The organism is Stenotrophomonas cyclobalanopsidis (assembly GCF_008710035.1).
In the GTDB taxonomy this organism is placed as follows: domain Bacteria; phylum Pseudomonadota; class Gammaproteobacteria; order Xanthomonadales; family Xanthomonadaceae; genus Stenotrophomonas; species Stenotrophomonas cyclobalanopsidis.
The window spans coordinates 63,002-83,154 of sequence record NZ_VYKI01000007.1 but is presented as its reverse complement, the minus strand read 5'-3'; the positions used below and the strand labels follow the sequence as shown (position 1 = coordinate 83,154).

26 protein-coding genes are annotated in these 20,153 nt (G+C 67.9%); 18 read left to right on the top strand and 8 right to left on the bottom strand.

Annotated features, from left to right (window positions below):
- Positions 1-2 precede the first annotated feature (2 nt).
- A complete protein-coding gene (locus tag FJU31_RS07760) occupies positions 3-686 on the top strand; it encodes a DUF3108 domain-containing protein (RefSeq protein WP_150454233.1) in 684 nt (227 codons plus the stop codon).
- Between the two features lie 88 nt (positions 687-774).
- On the opposite strand, the gene FJU31_RS07755 is transcribed toward FJU31_RS07760, so the two are convergent.
- The 3 genes from FJU31_RS07755 to FJU31_RS07745 are packed head-to-tail and all read right to left on the bottom strand — an operon-like array spanning position 775 to position 2,603.
- The gene (locus FJU31_RS07755) at positions 775-1,083 is read right to left on the bottom strand and encodes an EF-hand domain-containing protein (protein WP_150454232.1); all 309 of its coding nucleotides are present in this window, start codon (positions 1,081-1,083) and stop codon (positions 775-777) included.
- Positions 1,080-2,351 carry a UDP-N-acetylglucosamine 1-carboxyvinyltransferase gene (gene murA, locus FJU31_RS07750; protein ID WP_150454231.1) on the bottom strand — a complete coding sequence of 424 codons (1,272 nt, stop codon included), beginning with the start codon at positions 2,349-2,351 and terminating at the stop codon, positions 1,080-1,082. Before murA ends, FJU31_RS07755 begins: the two co-directional genes overlap by 4 nt.
- Positions 2,352-2,372: 21 nt before the next feature.
- Positions 2,373-2,603, bottom strand: a complete 231-nt coding sequence (locus FJU31_RS07745; protein WP_021202589.1) for a BolA family protein — start codon at positions 2,601-2,603, stop codon at positions 2,373-2,375.
- 54 nt (positions 2,604-2,657) lie between these two features.
- Between FJU31_RS07745 and FJU31_RS07740 the strand changes: the two genes are divergently transcribed.
- The 16 genes from FJU31_RS07740 (at position 2,658) to FJU31_RS07665 (ending at position 15,751) form a co-directional block, all read left to right on the top strand.
- A complete protein-coding gene (locus FJU31_RS07740) occupies positions 2,658-3,659 on the top strand; it encodes a KpsF/GutQ family sugar-phosphate isomerase (RefSeq protein ID WP_150454230.1) in 1,002 nt (333 codons plus the stop codon).
- A 65-nt stretch (positions 3,660-3,724) separates the two neighbouring features.
- Positions 3,725-4,273, top strand: a complete 549-nt coding sequence (locus FJU31_RS07735) for a KdsC family phosphatase (protein WP_150454229.1) — start codon at positions 3,725-3,727, stop codon at positions 4,271-4,273.
- Positions 4,270-4,845 carry an LPS export ABC transporter periplasmic protein LptC gene (gene lptC / locus FJU31_RS07730; protein WP_150454228.1) on the top strand — a complete coding sequence of 192 codons (576 nt, stop codon included), beginning with the start codon at positions 4,270-4,272 and terminating at the stop codon, positions 4,843-4,845. The genes FJU31_RS07735 and lptC overlap by 4 nt, the downstream gene beginning before the upstream one ends.
- A gap of 106 nt (positions 4,846-4,951) precedes the next feature.
- A complete protein-coding gene (lptA, locus tag FJU31_RS07725; RefSeq protein WP_150454227.1) occupies positions 4,952-5,473 on the top strand; it encodes a lipopolysaccharide transport periplasmic protein LptA in 522 nt (173 codons plus the stop codon).
- Entirely contained in the window at positions 5,473-6,192 is a 720-nt protein-coding gene (gene lptB / locus FJU31_RS07720) for an LPS export ABC transporter ATP-binding protein (protein ID WP_108768037.1), read from the top strand. The genes lptA and lptB overlap by 1 nt, the downstream gene beginning before the upstream one ends.
- A gap of 40 nt (positions 6,193-6,232) precedes the next feature.
- Positions 6,233-7,669 (top strand): RNA polymerase factor sigma-54, encoded by a 1,437-nt coding sequence (locus FJU31_RS07715; protein ID WP_150454226.1) that lies wholly within the window; start codon positions 6,233-6,235, stop codon positions 7,667-7,669.
- A 58-nt stretch (positions 7,670-7,727) separates the two neighbouring features.
- A complete protein-coding gene (hpf, locus tag FJU31_RS07710) occupies positions 7,728-8,045 on the top strand; it encodes a ribosome hibernation-promoting factor, HPF/YfiA family (RefSeq protein ID WP_079220898.1) in 318 nt (105 codons plus the stop codon).
- A gap of 21 nt (positions 8,046-8,066) precedes the next feature.
- Complete coding sequence (locus FJU31_RS07705) at positions 8,067-8,519, top strand: PTS sugar transporter subunit IIA (RefSeq protein WP_150454225.1); 453 nt, start codon at positions 8,067-8,069, stop codon at positions 8,517-8,519.
- Positions 8,516-9,466, top strand: a complete 951-nt coding sequence (gene hprK / locus FJU31_RS07700) for an HPr(Ser) kinase/phosphatase (protein WP_079220896.1) — start codon at positions 8,516-8,518, stop codon at positions 9,464-9,466. The genes FJU31_RS07705 and hprK overlap by 4 nt, the downstream gene beginning before the upstream one ends.
- 23 nt (positions 9,467-9,489) lie before the next feature.
- Entirely contained in the window at positions 9,490-10,374 is an 885-nt protein-coding gene (gene rapZ, locus FJU31_RS07695) for an RNase adapter RapZ (protein ID WP_188115465.1), read from the top strand.
- Between the two features lie 205 nt (positions 10,375-10,579).
- The gene (locus FJU31_RS07690) at positions 10,580-10,972 is read left to right on the top strand and encodes a PTS sugar transporter subunit IIA (RefSeq protein WP_150454224.1); all 393 of its coding nucleotides are present in this window, start codon (positions 10,580-10,582) and stop codon (positions 10,970-10,972) included.
- Positions 10,965-11,234: an HPr family phosphocarrier protein gene (locus tag FJU31_RS07685; RefSeq protein ID WP_079220894.1), complete on the top strand. Its 270-nt coding sequence runs from the start codon at positions 10,965-10,967 to the stop codon at positions 11,232-11,234. The genes FJU31_RS07690 and FJU31_RS07685 overlap by 8 nt, the downstream gene beginning before the upstream one ends.
- A 2-nt stretch (positions 11,235-11,236) precedes the next feature.
- On the top strand, positions 11,237-13,006 hold the full coding sequence (gene ptsP, locus FJU31_RS07680) for a phosphoenolpyruvate--protein phosphotransferase (RefSeq protein ID WP_150454223.1): 1,770 nt from the start codon (positions 11,237-11,239) through the stop codon (positions 13,004-13,006).
- 182 nt (positions 13,007-13,188) lie between these two features.
- Positions 13,189-14,550 carry a magnesium transporter gene (gene mgtE, locus FJU31_RS07675; RefSeq protein ID WP_150454222.1) on the top strand — a complete coding sequence of 454 codons (1,362 nt, stop codon included), beginning with the start codon at positions 13,189-13,191 and terminating at the stop codon, positions 14,548-14,550.
- Positions 14,551-14,616: 66 nt separating this feature from the next.
- Positions 14,617-14,883, top strand: a complete 267-nt coding sequence (locus FJU31_RS07670; RefSeq protein ID WP_150454221.1) for a hypothetical protein — start codon at positions 14,617-14,619, stop codon at positions 14,881-14,883.
- Between the two features lie 70 nt (positions 14,884-14,953).
- A complete protein-coding gene (locus tag FJU31_RS07665) occupies positions 14,954-15,751 on the top strand; it encodes a carboxylesterase family protein (RefSeq protein WP_150454220.1) in 798 nt (265 codons plus the stop codon).
- A 122-nt stretch (positions 15,752-15,873) separates the two neighbouring features.
- On the opposite strand, the gene FJU31_RS07660 is transcribed toward FJU31_RS07665, so the two are convergent.
- The 4 genes from FJU31_RS07660 to FJU31_RS07645 form a co-directional block, all read right to left on the bottom strand.
- The gene (locus tag FJU31_RS07660; protein ID WP_150454219.1) at positions 15,874-16,365 is read right to left on the bottom strand and encodes an REP-associated tyrosine transposase; all 492 of its coding nucleotides are present in this window, start codon (positions 16,363-16,365) and stop codon (positions 15,874-15,876) included.
- 160 nt (positions 16,366-16,525) lie between these two features.
- A complete protein-coding gene (locus FJU31_RS07655) occupies positions 16,526-17,476 on the bottom strand; it encodes an aspartate carbamoyltransferase catalytic subunit (RefSeq protein WP_079220888.1) in 951 nt (316 codons plus the stop codon).
- 16 nt (positions 17,477-17,492) lie between these two features.
- Positions 17,493-17,987, bottom strand: coding sequence for a Holliday junction resolvase RuvX (gene ruvX / locus FJU31_RS07650; RefSeq protein WP_150454218.1), 495 nt, complete (start codon positions 17,985-17,987; stop codon positions 17,493-17,495).
- Entirely contained in the window at positions 17,980-18,546 is a 567-nt protein-coding gene (locus tag FJU31_RS07645) for a YqgE/AlgH family protein (RefSeq protein ID WP_150454217.1), read from the bottom strand. Before FJU31_RS07645 ends, ruvX begins: the two co-directional genes overlap by 8 nt.
- Positions 18,547-18,624: 78 nt before the next feature.
- On the opposite strand from FJU31_RS07645, the gene FJU31_RS07640 reads away from it, so the two are divergent.
- Entirely contained in the window at positions 18,625-19,170 is a 546-nt protein-coding gene (locus FJU31_RS07640; protein WP_150454216.1) for a DNA-3-methyladenine glycosylase I, read from the top strand.
- A gap of 60 nt (positions 19,171-19,230) precedes the next feature.
- Here the strand turns inward: FJU31_RS07640 and FJU31_RS07635 are convergent, their stop codons facing one another.
- Entirely contained in the window at positions 19,231-19,938 is a 708-nt protein-coding gene (locus FJU31_RS07635) for a YitT family protein (protein WP_150454215.1), read from the bottom strand.
- Positions 19,939-20,153 lie beyond the last annotated feature (215 nt).

Genomic DNA, 20,153 nt, shown 5'->3' with positions numbered 1-20,153 from the left:
GCATGACGACCCTGACCCGCCCGCTGACCTGGATCGCTGCTGCCGCACTGTCGGTGGCCAGCCTGCCGGCCATGGCCCTGCAGCCGTTCAAAGCCGATTACCTGGCCAGCTACATGGGCATGCAGGCCAACGGCACCATGACCCTGGCCAACGAAGGCACCGGCAAGTGGCGCTACAACCTGCAGGTGAAGAACCAGCTGGCCGACCTCAGCCAGAGCACCGTGTTCGAGGAAGTGCGTGGCCAGCTGCGCCCGCTCAGCAGCCAGGACCGCTCGGCGCTGCTGGTGAAGAAGCGCAACGTGCAGGCCAACTACAACTGGAACAGCAACCAGGCCACCTGGACCGGTGACATCAAGCCGGACCGCGCCGGCCCGGTCGCGCTGAAGGCCGGTGACATGGACGCGCTGTTGATCAACCTGGCGATCGCCCGCGACCTGGCCGCCGGCAAGCCGCTGACCTACCGCATGGTGGACGAAGGCCGCATCAAGAACATGACCTACAAAGTCGTGGGCAAGGAAACGGTGACCGTGGGCGGCAAGAGCTACCAGGCCACCAAGGTCTCGCGCATGGATGGCGACAAGGAACAGATCGCCTGGATCGTGCCCGAGTTCCCGGTGCCGACCCGCATCCTGCAGCGCGAAGGGGGCCGCGACGCGCTGGACCTGACCATCAAGGCGTTGAACTGACGCGCGGTGCCGCCGTAGCGCCGGGCCATGCCCGGCGGCTTCTGCTTCCGCGCTGCGCGCTCGCCGGGCATGGCCCGGCGCTACCGCTTTACTTGGCTCCAGCCGGCGTGAACTCGGTACGGCAGTCCACCCGGATCTGCTGGCCAGTGCTGCGCCAGACGAACGTGCGGCAATGGCGGTTGCCTTCCTGGCTGTCGTTCACCGCAACGGCATGGAACGACTGGATGATCTCGTCACGGGTGACCGTGCCATCGCCATTCCAGTCCATGTCCTTCTGCTCGATGCCCTTGGTGATGGCCAGGTTGGCGTACCAGGCATAGCCCAGCCACGCCAGCACAATCAGCACCAGGGCCAGCAGCGCCTTGCGGCGGGGGCTGAAGCGGCCGCGCAGGATCACGGCACGCGCCGGATGGTGGCACCGAGCGAAGACAGCTTCTCTTCGATGTTCTCGTAGCCACGGTCGAGGTGGTAGATGCGGTCGATGGTGGTGTCACCGTCGGCCATCAGGCCGGCCAGGATCAGCGACGCCGACGCGCGCAGGTCGGTGGCCATCACCGGTGCACCGCTCAGGCGCTCTTGGCCGCGGGCGATCGCCGTGTGGCCTTCCACCTGGATGTCCGCGCCCAGGCGCAGCAGTTCGTTGACGTGCATGAAACGGTTCTCGAAGATCGTTTCATTGATCACGCCCACGCCGTCGGCCACGCAGTTGAGCGCCATGAACTGCGCCTGCATGTCGGTCGGGAACGCCGGGTACGGCGCGGTGGTCAGGTTGACCGCCTTCGGCCGCTTGCCCTGCATGTCCAGGGTGATGCTGTCTTCGGTGGTCTCGATGGTCGCACCGGCCTCGACCAGCTTGGACAGCACGGCGTCCATGGTGTTCGGGCGCGCGCGGTTCACGGTCACCTTGCCGCCGGTCATCGCCGCGGCCACCAGGAAGGTGCCGGTCTCGATGCGGTCGGGCAGCACTTCATGGCGGCCACCGGACAGGCGCTCGACGCCTTCGATGACCAGGCGGGCGGTGCCCAGGCCTTCGATCTTCGCGCCCAGTGCGATCAGGCAGTGCGCCAGGTCGGTCACTTCCGGTTCCATCGCGGCGTTATCGAGGATGGTGGTGCCCTCGGCCAGCACGGCGGCCATCAGCACGTTCTCGGTGCCGGTGACGCTGACCATGTCGAAGGTGAAGTGGCCGCCCTTCAGGCGCTCGGCGGTGGCCTTGATGAAGCCGTTCTCGACCACGATGTCCGCACCCAGCGCCTGCAGGCCCTTGATGTGCTGGTCGACCGGTCGCGAACCGATGGCGCAGCCACCGGGCAGCGACACTTCGGCCGCGCCGAAGCGGGCCAGCAGCGGGCCCAGCACCAGGATCGAGGCGCGCATGGTCTTGACCAGCTCATACGGTGCCACGTGCTGGTTGACCGGACGCGGGTCGACCACGATCGCGCTGCCGCGCGACAGGGTACCCTGGTCGATGGTGACCTTGGCGCCCAGTTCGCCCAGCAGCTTCACCGTGGTGACCACATCGTGCAGGTGCGGCACGTTGGTGATCTCCACCGGCGCATCGGCCAGCAGGGTCGCGCAGAGGATGGGGAGGACGGCGTTCTTGGCGCCGGAGATGCTCACTTCACCGTGCAGCGCAGCGCCGCCGGTCACAACGATCTTGGCCATGTATTGGGAATCTTCTGCGGTTCAGCCGGCTTCGGCCGGGGTCACGGTTTTCAGCGCCAGCGCGTGGATCGCGCCGCCCATCAGGTCGCCCAGGGTGGCATAGACCATCCGGTGGCGGGCCAGCGGCATCTTGCCGGCAAAGGCCTCACAGACCACGGTCGCTTCGAAGTGCACGCCATCGTCACCGCGCACGTCGGCGCGGGCGCCCGGCAGGCCGGTTTCGATCAGGTTGCGGATGGTGTCGGCGTCCAACGGGCTTTCCTAATAAAATGAACCCTCATTCTACTTCCGCTGCGTGGCGTCCGCATGGCCGAGTCCTCCCTGCCCCCCCGTTCCGTCGATCCTGCCGCCCTGGTGGCCAGCGGCCGCCGCGTGTTCGAGATCGAGCAGCAGGCGCTGCAGGCCGTCGCCAGCGGGCTGGGCGAGGCATTCCAGCAGGCCTGCCAGGCCATCCTGGGCAGCCGCGGCCGGGTGGTCGCCACCGGCATGGGCAAGTCCGGCCATGTCGCCCGCAAGATCGCCGCCACCCTGGCCTCCACCGGTACGCCGGCCTTCTACGTGCACCCGGGCGAGGCCGGCCACGGCGACCTGGGCATGATCACCGAGGACGACGTGGTGCTGGCGCTGTCCTATTCGGGCGAATCTGACGAGCTGCTGATGCTGCTGCCGGTGCTCAAGCGCCAGGGCAACGTGTTGATTTCCATGACCGGACGGCCGCAGTCCAGCCTGGCCAAGGCCGCCGACGTGCACCTGGACGTGAGCGTGCCAGCCGAAGCCTGCCCGCTGGCGCTGGCACCTACCTCCAGCACCACCGCCTCGCTGACGATGGGCGATGCGCTGGCCGTGGCCCTGCTCGACGCGCGCGGCTTCACCGCCGACGATTTCGCCCGCTCGCACCCGGCCGGCAGCCTCGGCCGACGCCTGCTGCTGCACATTACCGACGTGATGCACAGCGGCGAGGACCTGCCCAAGGTCGATGCCGACGCCAGCCTCAGCCAGGCCCTGGTGGAGATGAGCCGCAAGCGGCTGGGCATGACCGCCGTGGTCGATGCCCAGGGTGTGCTGATCGGCCTGTTCACCGACGGCGATCTGCGCCGCGCGCTGGATACCGAGCTGGACGTGCGCACCGCGAAGATCGCCGAGGTGATGACCCGCAACCCGCGCACCATCGGCGCCGACCAGCTGGCGGTGGAAGCCGCGCGGCTGATGGAGACCCACAAGATCAATGGCCTGATCGTGGTCGATGGCCAGGGCCGCGCGGTCGGCGCGCTGAACATTCATGACCTGTTGCGGGCCCGGGTGGTTTAACCGAGAGTCGGTAGACCCCATTCAGACTGTACCCCGCACCCGCCCCAATCGAGCCTGATGCCCTGATGCCCTGGTCCCCCCTGCCCGCCTTCCCCGCCCACCTGCATGCCACCGCGGCCCGTATCCGCCTGGCCTGCTTCGACGTGGACGGTACGCTCACCGACGGTCGGCTGTACTACGACAAGGACGGCAACGAGAGCAAGGCATACTTCGTGCAGGATGGTCTGGGTCTGAAACTGCTGCAGCAGCACGGCATCCACCCCGTGCTGATCACCGCGCGCAACAGCCAGTCGGCGCTGCGGCGCGGCGCCGATCTGGGCATCGACACCCAGATCGCGGTGGGCGACAAGCTGGGCAGCGTGCACGCGCTGTGCGCCCAGCACGGCATCGGCCTGGACCAGGTGGCGTTCATGGGCGACGACCTGCCGGACCTGGCGCCGCTGGGCGCGGTGGGCCTGGCCGTGGCCCCGGCCAACGCCCACCCATGGATCGCCGAGCGCGTGCACTGGACCACCCGCAGCGACGGCGGCCGTGGCGCTGCCCGTGAGCTGTGCGACGTGCTGCTGGCCGCGCAGGGGCACATCGATGCGGTGCTGGCGAGGTTCGGCGCATGAATGCTCCCTCGTTGAACTGGCGCACCGTGCTCGGCATCGGCCTGCTGCTGGCGGCCCTGCTGAGCAGCTGGGCGGCACTGCGCAACCGCGACAGGGGGCCGGTGCAGGCCGGCCAGGACGTGGGCGTGGATTACATCCTGCACGACTTCCAGATCGTGGCGCTGGACGAACAGGGCAAGGAATCAACCACCCTGCGCGCACCGCTGCTGGAGCGCCAGCGCGGCGACCAGACCATCAACATCACCACCCCGCTGTTCGAGATGCCCGACAAGGACGGCCAGCACTGGACCCTGCGCGCGCAGACGGGCTGGCTCAGCGCCAAGGGCGACCAGATGAAGCTGCGCGGCGACGTTTCCGGCGACAGCCCGGCCGCCCCCGGCGTCGTACCCACCACTTTCCGTACCGACCATCTGGACGTGTTCCCGAAGGAAAGCCGCGCCCGTACCGATGCCCGGGTCACCATGACCCGCCCGGGCATGGAACAGTCCGGCGTCGGGTTCGAGGTGGATTCGAAGAACAACACGTATCATTTCCTCAGCCAGTCCAAGGGCCGCTACACGCCCCGACGCTGATTCCGCCGCTGGCCCGCGACGTCGACATTGCGACTGGCGCAGGGCCGCAGCCCCCCCACCCGCCGCCCGGCCTGCCCGGGCAGCCTCACCGGTAGAACGGACCCCGATGAAGATTCCCTTTGCTGCCGTGCTCGCCCTTGGTCTCCTGGTCCCTGCCTTCGCCCAGGCCAAGTCCACCGACCGCAACGAGCCCATGAACATCGATGCCGGCGCACAGGCCGGCAACCTCACCGGCGACGGCAAGACCACGCTGTCGCAGGGAGTGGTCATCACCCAGGGCTCGCTGGACCTGCGTTCGTCCGAGGCCGAGATCTACATGAAGGACGGCGAGGCCGTGCGTGCCGTGTTCAGCGGCAAGCAGGCCAAGATGAAGCAGCAGCTCGATGACGGCACCTGGATGGACGCGGTGGCCGACAAGATCGACTACGACATCAAGACCGAGATCATCACCCTCACCGGCAACTACAAGGTGACCAGCGCGCGCGGTACCAATGCCGGCCAGCGCATGGTCTACAACACCCGTACCGGCGAGATGAATTCCGGTGGCGACGGCAGCCGCGTGCGTACCGTCATTCCGCCCAAGAACAAGACGCCTGCGGCGCAGCCGGCGGCCGGGAGCAAGAAGTAATGCTTGTCGCCAAGGGCCTGCGCAAGAAATACAAGCAGCGCGAAGTCGTCAAGGACTTCGGGCTGACCCTCGATGCCGGTGAAGTGGTCGGCCTGCTCGGCCCCAACGGCGCCGGCAAGACCACCTGCTTCTACATGATCGTGGGCCTGGTGGAGGCCGATGCTGGCAGCATCGTGCTGGACGGCCAGGACATCACCGGCGACCCGATGTACACGCGCGCCAAGCAGGGCGTGGGCTACCTGCCGCAGGAACCGTCGGTGTTCCGCAAGCTGACCGTGGCCGACAACCTGCGCTTGGTGCTGGAGCTGCGCGACGACCTGGATTCGGCCGGCCGCGAGCGCGAACTCAGCGGCCTGCTCGACGAACTGCAGCTGGGCCACGTGGCCGACCAGCTCGGCGCCAGCCTGTCAGGTGGCGAGCGCCGCCGCTGCGAGATTGCCCGCGCCCTGGCCGCCAAGCCGCGCCTGATCCTGCTCGACGAACCCTTCGCCGGTGTCGATCCGATCTCGGTCGGCGAGATCCAGCGCATCGTCACCCATCTCAAGCAGCGTGGCATCGGTGTGCTCATCACCGACCACAACGTGCGCGAAACCTTGGGAATCTGCGACCGCGCGTATATTCTCGCTGAGGGCACCGTCCTCGCCCAGGGCTCGCCCGAGGCGATCCTGGACAACGCCGACGTCCGTCGCGTCTATCTTGGAGATTCCTTCAAGCTGTGACCGCGGACGCCGGGCCCATCCCCTCCGTTTCGGCACAGGCATGAAGACTCGGCTGCAGACATCGTTGGGACAGCAGCTGGTGCTGACACCACAGCTGCAGCAGGCGATCAAGCTGCTGCAGATGTCCACCACCGAGCTGGAGCTGGAAATCGCCCAGGCGGTGGAAAGCAACCCCCTGCTGGACTGGGCCGACAGCAGCGATGCCGGTGCCGGTGCCAGCGGCGGCAGCGCCGATGACGGCGGCGCCGACAGCGATGTGCCGCCAGAACCGGCCGCGCCCAGCGGAGACGACTGGGCCCCGGCCGAGCTGGACTGGAACAATCCCGGCAGCAGCGGCAGTTTCGACGACGATGAAGACACCGGCAGCGCCGCCGAGCGCGTGGCCGAGGTCGAGACCCTGGCCGACCACCTGCTGTGGCAGCTGCACCTGTCGCACCTGTCGATGCGCGACCGCAACATCGGTGCGGCACTGATCGATGCGCTGGAAGAAGACGGCTACCTACGCGAGCCGCTGGCGTCCATCGCCGAAACCCTGCTGCCGGCCATCCATGCCGTTGAAGACGAGATCCTCACCGTGCTGCACCAGGTGCAGCGCTTCGACCCGGTGGGCGTGGCCGCGCGCTGCCTGGGCGAATGCCTGCAGCTGCAGCTGGACGTGCTGCCCGCCGACACTCCTGGCCTGGCGCTGGCCCGGCAGGTTGCCGCCGGCCCACTGGAACGCCTGCCGCGCAGCGGCGTGGCCGGCCTGGCCCAGGAACTGAAGCAGCCGCTGGCCGAGGTCGAGACCGCAGTCGCCCTGCTGCGCTCGCTGGACCCGCGCCCGGGCACCCAGGTCGCACCGCTGGCGCAGGACACCTACGTGGTGCCGGACGTGGTGGTGTGGCGGCAGAACGGCCTGTGGCGCGCCGCGCTGGCCGCCCACGCCGGGCCCAAGGTGATCATCCACCGCGGCTACGAACAGATGATCCGCCGCTGCGGCGACGCCGACGCCGGTTACCTGCGCGCCCAGCTGCAGGAAGCCCGCTGGCTGCTCAAGGGCCTGCAGGCGCGCGGCGAGACCCTGCTGCGGGTGGTGCGCAGCCTGATCCAGCAGCAGGCCGGCTTCCTCGAATTCGGTGAACAGGCACTGCGTCCGCTGACCCTGCGTGAGATCGCCGCCGAACTGGGCCTGCATGAATCCACCGTCTCGCGGGCGATCGCCCGCAAGCACGTACGTACCCCGCGCGGCACCCTGCCGCTGCGCGCGTTCTTCGCCTCCGGCATCGACACCGAAGGCGGTGGCGAAGCGTCCAGTACCGCCATCCAGGCGATGATCCGCCGCCTGATCGATGACGAAAACCCACGCAAGCCGCTTTCTGACGCCAAGCTGGCTGACCTGCTCAAAACGTCGGGAATCCCAGTAGCGCGGCGCACCGTGGCGAAGTATCGTGAGGCCATGAACATCTCCGCCTCGCACGAAAGGGTCAGAATCGCTTGACGCGCCGCCGCGACCGGCGGAGAGGTTCATTGGCACATCCGAACACAGGAGAAACCCGATGCGCATCGAAACGTTTGGCAAAGATGTCGAAGTCACCCCGGCCCTGCAGTCGTATGTTGAAGAAAAACTGGCCCGGGTCGGAAAGCACTTCGACCAGCACTGCGAAGCGCGGGTAACCCTCAAGCTGCAGAAGACCGAACACCACGTCGACGCCAGCCTCAATATTCCCGGCCAGACCCTGCACGCCGAAGCCGGCGGCCAGACCATGTATGCCGCCATCGACGTACTGGCGGACAAGCTCGACCGTCTGGTGATCAAGCACAAGGAGAAAAAACAGCAGCACGCACCGCTGCCGGTGGGCGACAATGGCGGCTGATCGCCACCGCTCCCCGCAGACATGCCACTGACTGACCTCCTGGCGGCCGTGCAGACCCAGCTCTGCACGGCCACCGACCGCGACAGCGTCCTGCAGGCCGCCGCCGGGTTGCTGGCCTGCCGCCAGGCCAACGCCGAACAGATCTACCTCAACCTGTGCCAGCGCGAAGCCCTGGGCAGTACGGCGATCGGTTTCGGCATCGCCATCCCCCACGGCCGGGCGCCTGCCCTGGACCGCCCCCGCGGCGCCCTGCTGCGGTTGCAGACCCCGGTCGATTTCGGCGGCGATGAACCGGTGGACCTGGTGTTCGCCATGGCCGTCCCCGCCCACTACACCCATCAGCACCTGATGCTGCTGTCCGAACTGGCCGAGCTGTTCTCGACGCCATCGATCCGCGATGCCCTGCGCGCGGCCGGCGATGCAGGGGAACTGCGCGAGGCCCTGGACCTTCCCCCATCGGCGAGCGCCGCATGAATACCAGCATCACCGCACGTGAACTGTTCGACCAGCAGCGCGAGCGGCTGGGCCTGCGCTGGGCCGCTGGCAAGGCCGGCGAGAAACGCGAGCTGGAAGCCGGCAACACGGTTTCCCGCCGCCCCTCGCTCGCTGGCTACCTCAACGCGATCTACCCCAACAAGGTGCAGATCCTCGGGACCGAGGAGCTGTCCTGGCTGGACGCGCTGGAACCGCGCCAGCGCTGGGAAACCATCGAGAAGATCATGCAGTCGCACCCGCTGGCGCTGGTGCTGACCCGCAACCAGGCGTGCCCGGAAGACCTGCGCGCGGCTGCCGATGAATCCGGCACGCCGCTGTGGCTGTCGCCCAAGCGCGGCCATGAACTGCTCAATCACCTCTCCTACCACCTGGCACGCACGCTGGCGCCGCGGGTCATCCTGCATGGCGTGTTCATGGAGATCTACTCCATCGGCGTGCTGATCACCGGCGAGGCCGGGTCGGGCAAGAGCGAGCTGGCGCTGGAACTGCTCAGCCGCGGCCACCGCCTGGTCGCCGACGATGCCCCCGAATTCACCCAGATCGCTCCCGACGTACTCGATGGCACCTGCCCGGAACTGCTGCAGGACCTGCTGGAAGTGCGCGGCCTGGGCGTGCTGAACGTGCGCGAGATGTTTGGTGATACGGCAGTAAAGAAGAACAAGTACCTTCGGCTGATCGTCCACCTGACCAAGCCGATGACCGAACCCACCCCGCACGGTTACGAGCGCCTGACCGGCGATTCGGGCACCCGCCACGTGCTGGACCTGGACGTGCCGCTGATCACGCTGCCGGTGATGCCCGGCCGCAACCTGGCGGTCCTGACCGAGGCGGCCACCCGCCTGCACATTCTGCGTACCAAGGGTATCGACCCAGCGGCGATGTTCATCGCCCGCCACAGCAACCTGCTGGAACGGCGAACGCCCTGAGCCCCACTACCAAGAGCCTGTCCATGAGCACCCCTACCCCCACCGCCCCGACCCTGATCATCGTCAGCGGCCTGTCCGGCTCGGGTAAATCCGTCGCCCTGAAGACCTTCGAGGACCAGGACTACTACTGTTCGGACAACCTGCCGATCCAGCTGCTGCCGGATTTCGTCCGCAGCGTGCTGGAGAACCATGATGGCGCCGCGCCGCGCCGGCTGGCGGTGGGCATCGACGTCCGCGGCCAGGCCGACCTGAGCAAGCTGGCCAACTGGCGCAAGCTGGCCAACGATGCCGGCGTGGAAGCGAAGGTGCTGTACTTCGAGGCCAGCGACGAGACGATGCTCAAGCGCTATGCCGACACCCGTCGCCGGCACCCGCTGAGCCAGCTCGGCCTGTCGCTGCCCGAAGCGATCGCCCGCGAGCGCGAGCTGATCGCACCGCTGCGCCGCGAGGCCGACGTGGTGATCGACACCAGTGCATTGAACGTGCACCAGCTGCGCCGGCGCATCATCACCGAGTTCGCGATGGGCCACGCCACGCGCCTGTCGCTGCTGTTTGAATCGTTCGCCTACAAGCGCGGCGTGCCGGCCGAGGCCGACTTCGTGTTCGATGCACGCGTACTGCCCAACCCGCACTGGGACCCGGACCTGCGTGCACTCAGCGGCCGCGAGCCCGGCGTGCGTGACTACCTGGAAGCGCAGCCGGACGTGCAGCGCTACCTGGCCCAGCTGATGGATTTCCTCGACACCTGGCTGCCCAAGCTGGGCGATGGCACGCGCAGCTACGTGACCGTGGCCTTCGGCTGCACCGGCGGCAAGCATCGCTCGGTGTACCTGGCCGAACGCATGGCACGGCACGCCCGCGAGATGGGCTGGGATGACGTGGCCACGTACCACCGCGAACAGGATTGAAAGCGGCGGGTCTGCCGTGCTGTTGGTAGGCGTCGACCTTGGTCGACACGGTAGATCCACGCCATGCGTGGATGGGGCAGAGGGGGATGGGTCAGAGCCCTTTTCCCATGGAAAGGGGATTCGACCCCGGCAACGCTGAATACGGGACACAGTGCCCCTCTCCTGCTGCTATCGCCAATTCACCTCGACCTGTTAACGTGCAGTAATGACCTGTGGCATTCTCCTCGTAACACATCCCGGGGTCGGGACCGCCCTGCTTCACGTGGCGACCCGGCTCCTGCGGCAATTGCCGCTGAAAACCGAAGCTTTCGAAGTACCGTTCGACGCAGACCTGGATGCCCTTCTCCCGCTCGCCTCGGCTGCTCTGCGCCGGGTCGAGGGTGGCGAAGGCGTGCTGATCCTGACCGACCTGTACGGCGCCAGCCCCGCCAACCTTGCCGGGCAACTGGCCCGGTTGGGGACCCCGGTTCGCCGGGTGTCGGCGCTGAGTCTGCCGATGTTGCTGCGGGTGATGAATTATCCGGAACAGGGACTGGATCAACTGCCCGCCACAGCCGCGGCGGGCACCCGTAATGGAGCGATAGTCGACGATGCTTGAACGAGAACTCACCGTGAGCAACCGCCTGGGCCTGCATGCCCGGGCCACCGCCAAGCTGGTGCAGACGCTGGCCCCATTCCGCTGCAACGTGACCATGGCCGCCAAGGGCCGTGAGATCAACGCCAAGAGCATCATGGGCGTGATGCTGCTGGCCGCCGCCCAGGGCACCCCGGTCACCATCCGCATCAACGGCGAGGATGAAGCCGCGGCGATGGACGCCGTGGTCGACCTGTTCGAGCGCCGCTTCGACGAGGACAGCTGAGCGTGCCACGCGCACGCGCCGGCCAACCTGTCACCGGCCAACGGCCGGTACAGCTGCTGGCCGGCCACGGCGCCGCACGCGGTTCGGCGATGGGACGGGCGCGGGTGCGCCTGCCGCACGCGCTGGAAGTGGCCGAACAACGCGTCGCGCCACAGCAGGTGGAGGCCGAGCTGGCCCGCCTGCACCGCGCACTGGATGCCGCACGCGCGGAAATGCATGACCTGCGCCAGCGCCTGCACGGTGCACTGAGCCACGATGTCGGCGAGTTCCTCGACCTGCACGCGCTGCTGCTGGACGACCCCGAACTGCTGCATGGCCTGGACGAACTGATCCGCAGTGGTCCCTACAGTGCCGGCTACGCGCTGCGCCTGCAGCGCGACCGCCTGGCCAAGGTCTTCGATGGCATGGACGATGCCTATCTGAAGAGCCGCATGGACGACCTGGACCATGTGATCGGCCGCATCCATGCCTTCCTGCAGCCTGACCGCCTGCCGGTGGTGAAGGGCCTGGCCGGCGAGATCCTGGTCTGCGACAACATCGCCCCGTCCGAGCTGGCCCAGCTGCAGGCGCAGGGCGTGGTCGGCATCGTCACCGCCGCCGGCAGCGCGCTGTCGCACAGCGCGATCCTGGCCCGCAGCCTGCATCTGCCGCTGATCGTCAACGTGCCGCAGGTGCTCAGCCGCATCGCCGACGGCGACGTGCTCATCATCGATGGCGCCGACGGCAGCATCACCGTCAATCCGCAGGCTGACAACCTGCGTGATTACCGCATGCGCCTGAAGGAGCACGCGCGCGAGCAGCGTGAGCTTGGCCGCCTGCGCAGCAAACCCAGCCGTACCCGCGACCAGGTCGACATCGCCCTGCTGGCCAACGCCGAATCGCTGGAGGACGTGACCCAGGCGCATGCGCTGGGCGCGCAGGGGCTGGGCCTGTACCGCACCGAATTCCTGTTCCTGCAGCGCAACGAGCTGCCGGACGAAGAAGAACAGTTCCAGACCTACCGCGATGCCGCCCTGGGCATGAGCGGGCGACCGGTCACCATCCGCACCCTCGACCTGGGCGCGGACAAGGCAGATCGCACCGGGCTGACCCTGAGCAACGAGGAAAACCCGGCACTGGGCCTGCGTGGCGTGCGACTGTCGCTGGCGCGGCCGAAGGTGTCCGACACCCAGCTGCGCGCGATCCTGCGCGCGTCGGCCTACGGCAAGCTGCGGGTGCTGATCCCCATGGTCAGCACCCGCGAGGAACTGCTGGCGGTACGTCGGCGCATGCTCAAGCTGACCGAACAGCTGCGCGGCGAAGGCCACATGGTGTCCGAGCACGTGCCACTGGGCGCGATGATCGAAGTGCCCGCCGCTGCACTGGCGCTGGAAAGCTTCATCGACCTGGTCGACTTCCTGTCGATCGGCACCAACGACCTGGTGCAGTACCTGCTGGCCGCCGACCGCAACAACGAGGCGCTGGGCGAGCTGTATTCGCCACTGCACCCGGCGGTGCTGCGCCTGCTGCAGATGGTCATCGACACCGGCGCACGCCATCGCATCCCGGTGGCCGTGTGTGGCGAAATGGCCGGTGACGCGCGCATGACCCCGCTGCTGCTGGCACTGGGATTGAGCGAATTCAGCCTGCACCCGGGCACCCTGCTGGAAGTGCGCCGCGCGATCCGCGACGCCGACCTGGCCACCCTGCGCGCGCGCGCGCCGAAACTGCTGGCCGCGCGCGACCGCCGCGGCATCGAACGCTGGCTGGCGCTGGTGGCCGAGACTCCCTGACTGCCGCGCTACGCGCTCGCCGGGCACGGCCCTGCGCTACCACCACAACGCGTCGGCGGTAGCGCCGGGCCATGCCCAGCGGCTATGCGTTGAAACATCCGCTTGCGATAATGACGCGCTGAACACCCCTCTTGCCGCATCCTTGCCGGGATCGCGGCTTTTCTCTTCCCGCGGGAGCTGTGATGGCTGAAGCTGTACGCCACGACAAGACTGCACGCCAACTGCGGATGCTGTCCGATGCACTGGACAGCGGCCGGCTGGGGCCGGTGCGCCGGCTCGTCAACACGCTGGCGCCGGCCGAGATCGGCAACCTGCTCGAATCGCTGCCCCCGGGCAAGCGCGAAGTGGTGTGGGGGCTGGTCGATCCCGAGGACGATGGCGAGGTGCTGGTCCACGTCGGCGAGGAAGTGCGCGAGAGCCTGCTCGCGGACATGGACCCGGACGAGATCATCGCCGCGGTCGAAGACCTGGACATCGATGACCTGGCCGACCTGGTCGAGGATCTTCCCGATACGGTCATCGACGAGGTCCTCAAGTCGATGGACCGCGAGAACCGCGAGCGCCTGGAACAGGTGCTGTCGTATCCCGAGGACAGCGCCGGCCGACTGATGAACCCGGACGTGGTGACCGTGCGCGCCGACGTCAATGTCGACGTGGTGCTGCGCTACCTGCGCCTGCGTGGCGAACTGCCCGACCATACCGATCACCTGTTCGTGGTCAGCCGCCGCCACCAGTACCTGGGACGCGTGTCGCTGGCCGCACTGGTCACCAATGAAGACAGCACGCCGATCAACCGCCTGATCGACGACGAACAGCCGGCCATCGACGTCGGCGAGAGCGACCAGGAAGTCGCCCGGCAGTTCTCCGACCATGACTGGGTGTCCGCGCCGGTGGTGGACGACAACAACATCCTGCTCGGCCGCATCACCATCGATGACGTGGTGGACATCATCCGTTCGCAGGCCGAGCACCAGGCACTGGGCGCGGCCGGCCTGGACGAGGAAGAGGATCTGTTCTCGCCGATCAAGCGTGCCGTGCGCGGCCGCGTGGTCTGGCTGGGCATCAACCTGTGCACGGCCTTCCTCGCCGCCAGCGTGATCGGCCAGTTCGAACTGACCCTGCAGAAGGTGGTGGCGCTGGCGGTGCTGATGCCGATCGTCGCCGGCGTCGGCGGCAACGCGGCGGTGCAGGTGCTGACCCTGATGGTGCGTGGCATCGCGCTGGGCCAGGTGGGCCAGAGCAATGCGCGCATCCTGCTGTGGAAGGAAGCGCGCGTGGCGCTGATCAACGGCACGCTGATCGGCCTGCTGGTCGGCCTGATTGCGTTTCTGTGGTTCCACAGCCTGCTGCTGTCGCTGGTGATCACCCTGGCGCTGATCATCAACTTCCTGGCCGCTGCACTGGCCGGCGTGCTGCTGCCGCTGCTGCTCAAGCGCATGAACGTGGACCCGGCCGTGGCTGGCACCGTGGTGGTGACCGCCGTGACCGACGTGATGGGCTTCTTCAGCTTCCTCGGCCTGGCCACCCTCATCCTGCTGCACTGAACCTGCATGGGATCGGATCCCGCGAAGCGGGCTCAGACCCCGACTGCATCAACTCCGGACGCCTGCATGGCCACCACGATTGAAAACTACTTCCAGCCCGGCTGGCGCGAGCAGATGCACACCTGTGCCGCCTGCGAGTGGAAAGGCAACGCGCGGGCGATGGTGATGGAGCTGGACGAGGACGCCACCGAGTACGACTGCCCGGTGTGCGAGAACCCGCTGCTGGTGGTGATGCACCCGGACATGGCGCAGGTGCAGGCCGCCGCTGCCGAGGGCAATGCCGAGGCGCAGGAGCAGCTGGACATCATCGCCAGTTTCCCGCACCCGCAGTGACGCGCTGCACGATGCCCGGCGCGCGCCAACGCACTACCATGAAAACGATTCCAATCCTTGGGGAAACGTCATGGTCCGTCCGTTGCTGCGCTGGCTGCCGCTGCTGTTCCTGCTGATGCTGGCTGCCTGCGCCAGCACGCCCGACAGCGCGCGTGGCCACTTCGAATCCCGCGCGGTGAAGGTGGACGGGCAGACGGCCTACTACCAGGTGTTCATTCCCGCTGCGGCGTCGCGCATATCCGCATCGCTACCGGTGGTGCTGTTCCTGCACGGCTCGGGTGAGCGTGGTCGCGATGGGGTCAAGCAGACCCATGCCGGGCTGGGCCCGTACCTGCGCGAGCACGCCGCCGACTTCCCGGCGCTGGCGGTGTTCCCGCAGGTGCCCGGCGAAGAGGAATGGAGCGGCCACAACAACCGTGTGGCGATGGCGGCGCTGGATGCGGCCATCGCCGAATTCGGTGCCGACCCGGCACGGCAGTACCTGACCGGCATGTCGATGGGCGGCTACGGCAGCTGGAACATCGCGCTGGACGCACCGCAGCGCTTTGCCGCGATCGTGCCGGTATGTGGCGCGGTGCTGGCCCCGCGCGCGGTGCGCCCCACCCTGTTCGTCGAACAGGTCGCCCACGAGGCCAACCCCTACGCGGCCATCGCCCAGCGCCTGCGGCAGACGCCGATCTGGATCTTCCACGGCGCGCTGGACGACGTGGTGCCCCCGGCCGATGACCGTCGCCTGCATGCGGCCTTCCAGGCAGCCGGCGCCGGCGACGTGCGCTACACCGAATACCCCGAGGGCAACCACAACGCCTGGGACGCGACTTACGCCGACCCGGCGATGTGGGCATGGCTGTTTGCGCAGAAGCGCTGAAACCCAAACCCTGGTCTGCAGTGGGTGGGTGCCGACCGTTGGTCGGCACTGCTCGGCTTCGGTAGGTGCCGACCGTTGGTCGGCACTGCCCTGCTTCGGTAGGTGCCGACCGTTGGTCGGCACTACCTCTCCGTTCCCGGGTGCTTCAGTACCTGGGAATCTCCGGCCAATTCCCATCGACACCACGCATGGGGATACTCGCCAAGCTGCGTGGTCAATCCCGCCCTGATCGGATTGCCCAACACGTACATCGCATGACGAAACAGCGACTCATCAGACCGGATTGCGTGATCGTGATAGCTCGATTGCCAGAATCTTCCTGACTGGCCGAGCATTCGGTTGACCTGCAATGCACTGCTCGATTTGAAGCGCTGCATGATGTAGTCCAGCGAGAATGCGCGGAGCTCTACGAGCCAATGGATGTGGTCGGGCATGACCACGTAGGCAAGCGACTGCGTCAGGCCTTCCGTGTCTATCCCATGGAGAACGTCCATCACCACCTGCGCGGCAGTGGGATCATCGAAGTAGCGTCGACGCCCGTGGGTGACCGTGGTCAGGACGTAGGCGTGGCCGATATGGGAATGGCGGCCTAGTCTCAGGCGTGCGCGGTTCATGGACACAAGCCTGTGCCCACCGACTGTCCTTTGCTATCGGGTAACCACTTCAAGGCAGGTAGGGGCAGTGCCGACCAACGGTCGGCACCCACCAAGGCACATATTCAGGCAGTTCAGTGCCGACCAACGGTCGGCACCCACCAGGGCACCACCAGGCAGATCAGCCCAGCAGGGTTTCCAGCACGGCCATGCGCACGGCGACGCCGTTGGCGACCTGGCGCAGCACCCACGACTGCGGGCCATCGGCCACCTCGTCGGTCACTTCCACGCCGCGGTTGATCGGGCCCGGGTGCAGCACGGCCGCATCCTTGCCGGCACGGGCCAGGCGTTCGGCATTCAGGCCGTACTGCGCGTGGTACTGCTCCAGCGACGGCACCAGGCCCTCTTCCATGCGCTCGCGCTGCAGGCGCAGCATCATCAGCGCGTCGACGCCTTCCAGCATCGCGTCGAAATCATCGCCAACCACGCAGCCCTTCAGGGTCTCGTCGTCGGGCAGCAGCGACTGCGGGCCGCACACGCGGATCTCGCCCACGCCCAGCGTGCGCAGTGCATGCAGGTCGGTGCGGGCCACGCGCGAGTGCTTCACGTCGCCGACGATCACGACCTTCAGCTTGGAGAAGTCCGGGCCCTTGGCCTGGCGCAGGGTCAGCATGTCCAGCAGGCCCTGGGTCGGGTGCGAGCTGCGGCCGTCACCGGCATTGACCAGGGCGGTGCCCTCGCCGGCCGCGGCGGCCAGCGCGGCAACCGCGCCGTCATCGGGGTGGCGCACCACGAAACCGCGCACGCCCATCGCTTCCAGGTTCTTCAGCGTGTCACAGGCGGTTTCGCCCTTGCGCGTCGAAGAGGTGGAGGCATCGAAGTTCAGCACGTCCGCGCCGAGGCGCTGGGCGGCCAGCTGGAACGAGCTGCGGGTGCGGGTGGAGGGTTCGAAGAACAGCGTGCACACCGCCGAGCCGGCCAGCACCTGGCGCTTGTTGCCGACGCGGCCGACGGCCGCATCGCGGATCTGCCCTGCCCGGTCGAGCAGCTGCAGCAGGGTTTCGCGCGGCAGGCCCTCAAGGGTCAGCAGGTGGCGCAGGCGTCCGGAAGCATCGAGTTGCTGGGCAGTCATGGCGGGAGTCGTGCAGTCAGGGAATGGGAGTGGCGTCGTCGGGGGACGACAGCCAGCGGTCGATGATCACCGCCGCGGCCACGGCGTCGAGGGCTGCCGCATCACGGCGGCGCTTGCGCCCTTCGGCGCGCTCGACGGCGAAGCGGCGGGCGGCCTCGACCGAGCTGGAACGCTCGTCGATCATCGCCACCGGCAGCTTGAAGCGTTCCCGCAGCTGGCGGGCGAAGCCCTGCGCGCGCTTGCGGTTGGGCTGGTCCTGGCCATCCAGGGTGAGCGGATCGCCCACCACCAGGCCATCGGGCTTCCATTCCTTGAGCAGGCGCTCGATCGCGGCCCAGTCCGGGCCGTTGCCGCGCACATCCACCACGGCCACCGCGCGCGCATGCGCAGCGAAGGAACTGCCGATGGCCACGCCAATGCGTCGCGACCCCACGTCGAACCCCAGCACGGTGCCATCGCGGCGGATGGCCGGGGCGGCAGGAACCGGGGCGGACGCGGACGGCTCAGACATGGCCGCTGTAATCGGTCAGCCGGAACAGGTCCACGCCGATGCGCGCGGCCGCGCCCTGCCAGCGTTGCTCCAGCGGCAGCTGGAACACCAGCTCGGCATCGGCCGGCACCGCCAGCCAGCTGTTTTCGGCCAGTTCGCTTTCCAGCTGCCCTGCCGCCCAGCCGGCACAGCCCAGGGTGACCACGGCATTGGCCGGGCCTTCACCGCGGGCCATCGCCTCGAGGATGTCGCGCGAGGTGGTCAGGTACAGCCCCTCGCTCACGCGCAGGCTGGAATCCCAGTCGCGCGCATCGTCGTGGATGACGAAACCGCGCTCGGGGTGCACCGGACCGCCGTTGAGGACCACGCGCGCCTGCAGCTCACCATCACCGGTGGTGATGTCCATCTGCGAAAGCACCTCGCCCAGCGTGTATTCGGAAGGCTGGTTGACCAGCACGCCCATGGCCCCGTTCTCGTCGTGCTGGCAGATCAGCGCGACGCTGCGGGCAAAGGTCGCGTCGATCAGCGACGGCAGCGCGACGAGCAGGTGATCGGCAAGGGAGGTAGGCGTTACAGACATGGCGCCATTCTAGCCGGTGGGCGCCTCCGGCGCCTGCACGCCGCGCATAATGGGGGGCCCGCCCGCCAGGAGAACACCTTGTCCGGATACTGCCGCATCGCCCCGGGCCACCCGGTGCATGAGTTCTACCACGCCAATGAATACGGCTTTCCGCAGCGCGACGAGCGCGAGCTGTTCGAGCGGCTGGTGCTGGAAATCAACCAGGCCGGGCTGAGCTGGGAAACCATCCTGAAGAAGCGCGAGGGCTTCCGCGCGGCCTACGATGGCTTCGACGTGGACCGCGTGGCGGCCTATGCCGAGCAGGACATCGAGCGTCTGCTGTCCGACGCCGGCATCATCCGCAACCGTCTGAAGGTGCTGGCCGCCATCCACAACGCGCAGGTGATCCAGCAACTGCGGGCCAGCCATGGCAGCTTCGCTGCGTGGCTGGACGCGCACCACCCGCGCAGCAAGGCCGATTGGGTGAAACTGTTCAAGAAGACGTTCCGCTTCACCGGCGGCGAGATCACCGGCGAGTTCCTGATGAGCCTGGGCTACCTGCCCGGCGCGCATGCCGAGGATTGCCCGGTGCACGCGCAGCTGTTGCAGCTGGCCCCGCCGTGGGTGCAGGTGACGGGCCGCTGACGCACATCCGCGGTGGGTCCGGTAGCGCCGGGCCATGCCCGGCGAACGCGGTATGTGCGGTTAAACACCCATGTAACGGCCGGGGCGGTGGTTGAACATCAGCACCAGGCTGAGCACCACCGCGCCGATGGCCGAGTACATCACCTGCGACGGCGACAGCACGAAGAACGCGGCCACCATCAGGCAGGCATCGAAGGACATCTGCACCTTGCCGGCGCTCCAACCGCGGGTGCGCTGCAGGTACACCGCCAGGATGCCGATGCCGCCGAGGCTGGCGCGGTGGCGGATGAAGAACAGGATGCCCAGGCCGGCGAGCGCGCCGCCGACCAGCGCCGAGTACAGCGGCGCGATATGCGCAAAATCAGCCCAGCGCGGCAGGATGTCGGTGAGCACACCGCAGGCGGTGACCGCCGCGAAGGTCTTGAGGGTGAACTCCCAGCCCATGCGGCGCACGGCCACCCAGTAGAACGGCAGGTTGACCAGCACGAATACCAGGCCGAAGTTCCAGCCCATGGCGTAGTGCAGCAGGAAGGCCGCACCGGCCATGCCGCCGATCATCAGCCCTCCCTTGGCGAAGATGGCCAGGCCCAGCGAGGCCACCAGCGTGGCCAGGACCATGCCCTGCACGTCCTCGGCGACCGAGTGGCGCAGCGCTTTTTCGTCGGCGGGGGTGCCGGCGCTGTCCGGGGGCGGGGTCAGCGGACCGGCGGTGACGAGGTGGCCGTCAGCGTCGTCGCACGGCGCCGGGCCATGGGATTGGAGGGACATTCGGGTGGGGACCGCAGGTGGGGAGCGGTATTAGACACGATCCGGGTGACAGTTGCAGATGAAATCGTTCAGTTGGGTTACCAGCGAACGGCGCAGCCCCTCGTGGCTGGGCGCGACTGCGTCCGAATCTGGTGGCGGGCGGGGGGGGGGGGGGGGGGGGGGGGGCGCAACGGACGCGGGGCGGCCCAACCGGGGGGCCCCCCCCCCCCCCGCCC

Excerpts from the sequence above, each read along its gene's own strand:
- FJU31_RS07735 (WP_150454229.1), top strand. The coding sequence starts at position 3,725 with ATGCCCTGGTCCCCCCTGCCCGCCTTCCCCGCCCACCTGCATGCCACC.
- hpf (WP_079220898.1), top strand. The coding sequence starts at position 7,728 with ATGCGCATCGAAACGTTTGGCAAAGATGTCGAAGTCACCCCGGCCCTG.
- mgtE (WP_150454222.1), top strand. The coding sequence starts at position 13,189 with ATGGCTGAAGCTGTACGCCACGACAAGACTGCACGCCAACTGCGGATG.
- FJU31_RS07760 (WP_150454233.1), top strand. The coding sequence starts at position 3 with ATGACGACCCTGACCCGCCCGCTGACCTGGATCGCTGCTGCCGCACTG.
- FJU31_RS07715 (WP_150454226.1), top strand. The coding sequence starts at position 6,233 with ATGAAGACTCGGCTGCAGACATCGTTGGGACAGCAGCTGGTGCTGACA.
- lptC (WP_150454228.1), top strand. The coding sequence starts at position 4,270 with ATGAATGCTCCCTCGTTGAACTGGCGCACCGTGCTCGGCATCGGCCTG.
- FJU31_RS07690 (WP_150454224.1), top strand. The coding sequence starts at position 10,580 with ATGACCTGTGGCATTCTCCTCGTAACACATCCCGGGGTCGGGACCGCC.
- rapZ (WP_188115465.1), top strand. The coding sequence starts at position 9,490 with ATGAGCACCCCTACCCCCACCGCCCCGACCCTGATCATCGTCAGCGGC.
- hprK (WP_079220896.1), top strand. The coding sequence starts at position 8,516 with ATGAATACCAGCATCACCGCACGTGAACTGTTCGACCAGCAGCGCGAG.
- ruvX (WP_150454218.1), bottom strand. The coding sequence starts at position 17,987 with ATGTCTGAGCCGTCCGCGTCCGCCCCGGTTCCTGCCGCCCCGGCCATC.
- FJU31_RS07660 (WP_150454219.1), bottom strand. The coding sequence starts at position 16,365 with ATGAACCGCGCACGCCTGAGACTAGGCCGCCATTCCCATATCGGCCAC.
- lptA (WP_150454227.1), top strand. The coding sequence starts at position 4,952 with ATGAAGATTCCCTTTGCTGCCGTGCTCGCCCTTGGTCTCCTGGTCCCT.
- FJU31_RS07635 (WP_150454215.1), bottom strand. The coding sequence starts at position 19,938 with ATGTCCCTCCAATCCCATGGCCCGGCGCCGTGCGACGACGCTGACGGC.
- FJU31_RS07645 (WP_150454217.1), bottom strand. The coding sequence starts at position 18,546 with ATGTCTGTAACGCCTACCTCCCTTGCCGATCACCTGCTCGTCGCGCTG.
- FJU31_RS07705 (WP_150454225.1), top strand. The coding sequence starts at position 8,067 with ATGCCACTGACTGACCTCCTGGCGGCCGTGCAGACCCAGCTCTGCACG.
- FJU31_RS07665 (WP_150454220.1), top strand. The coding sequence starts at position 14,954 with ATGGTCCGTCCGTTGCTGCGCTGGCTGCCGCTGCTGTTCCTGCTGATG.
- FJU31_RS07685 (WP_079220894.1), top strand. The coding sequence starts at position 10,965 with ATGCTTGAACGAGAACTCACCGTGAGCAACCGCCTGGGCCTGCATGCC.
- FJU31_RS07670 (WP_150454221.1), top strand. The coding sequence starts at position 14,617 with ATGGCCACCACGATTGAAAACTACTTCCAGCCCGGCTGGCGCGAGCAG.
- FJU31_RS07655 (WP_079220888.1), bottom strand. The coding sequence starts at position 17,476 with ATGACTGCCCAGCAACTCGATGCTTCCGGACGCCTGCGCCACCTGCTG.
- lptB (WP_108768037.1), top strand. The coding sequence starts at position 5,473 with ATGCTTGTCGCCAAGGGCCTGCGCAAGAAATACAAGCAGCGCGAAGTC.
- FJU31_RS07740 (WP_150454230.1), top strand. The coding sequence starts at position 2,658 with ATGGCCGAGTCCTCCCTGCCCCCCCGTTCCGTCGATCCTGCCGCCCTG.
- murA (WP_150454231.1), bottom strand. The coding sequence starts at position 2,351 with ATGGCCAAGATCGTTGTGACCGGCGGCGCTGCGCTGCACGGTGAAGTG.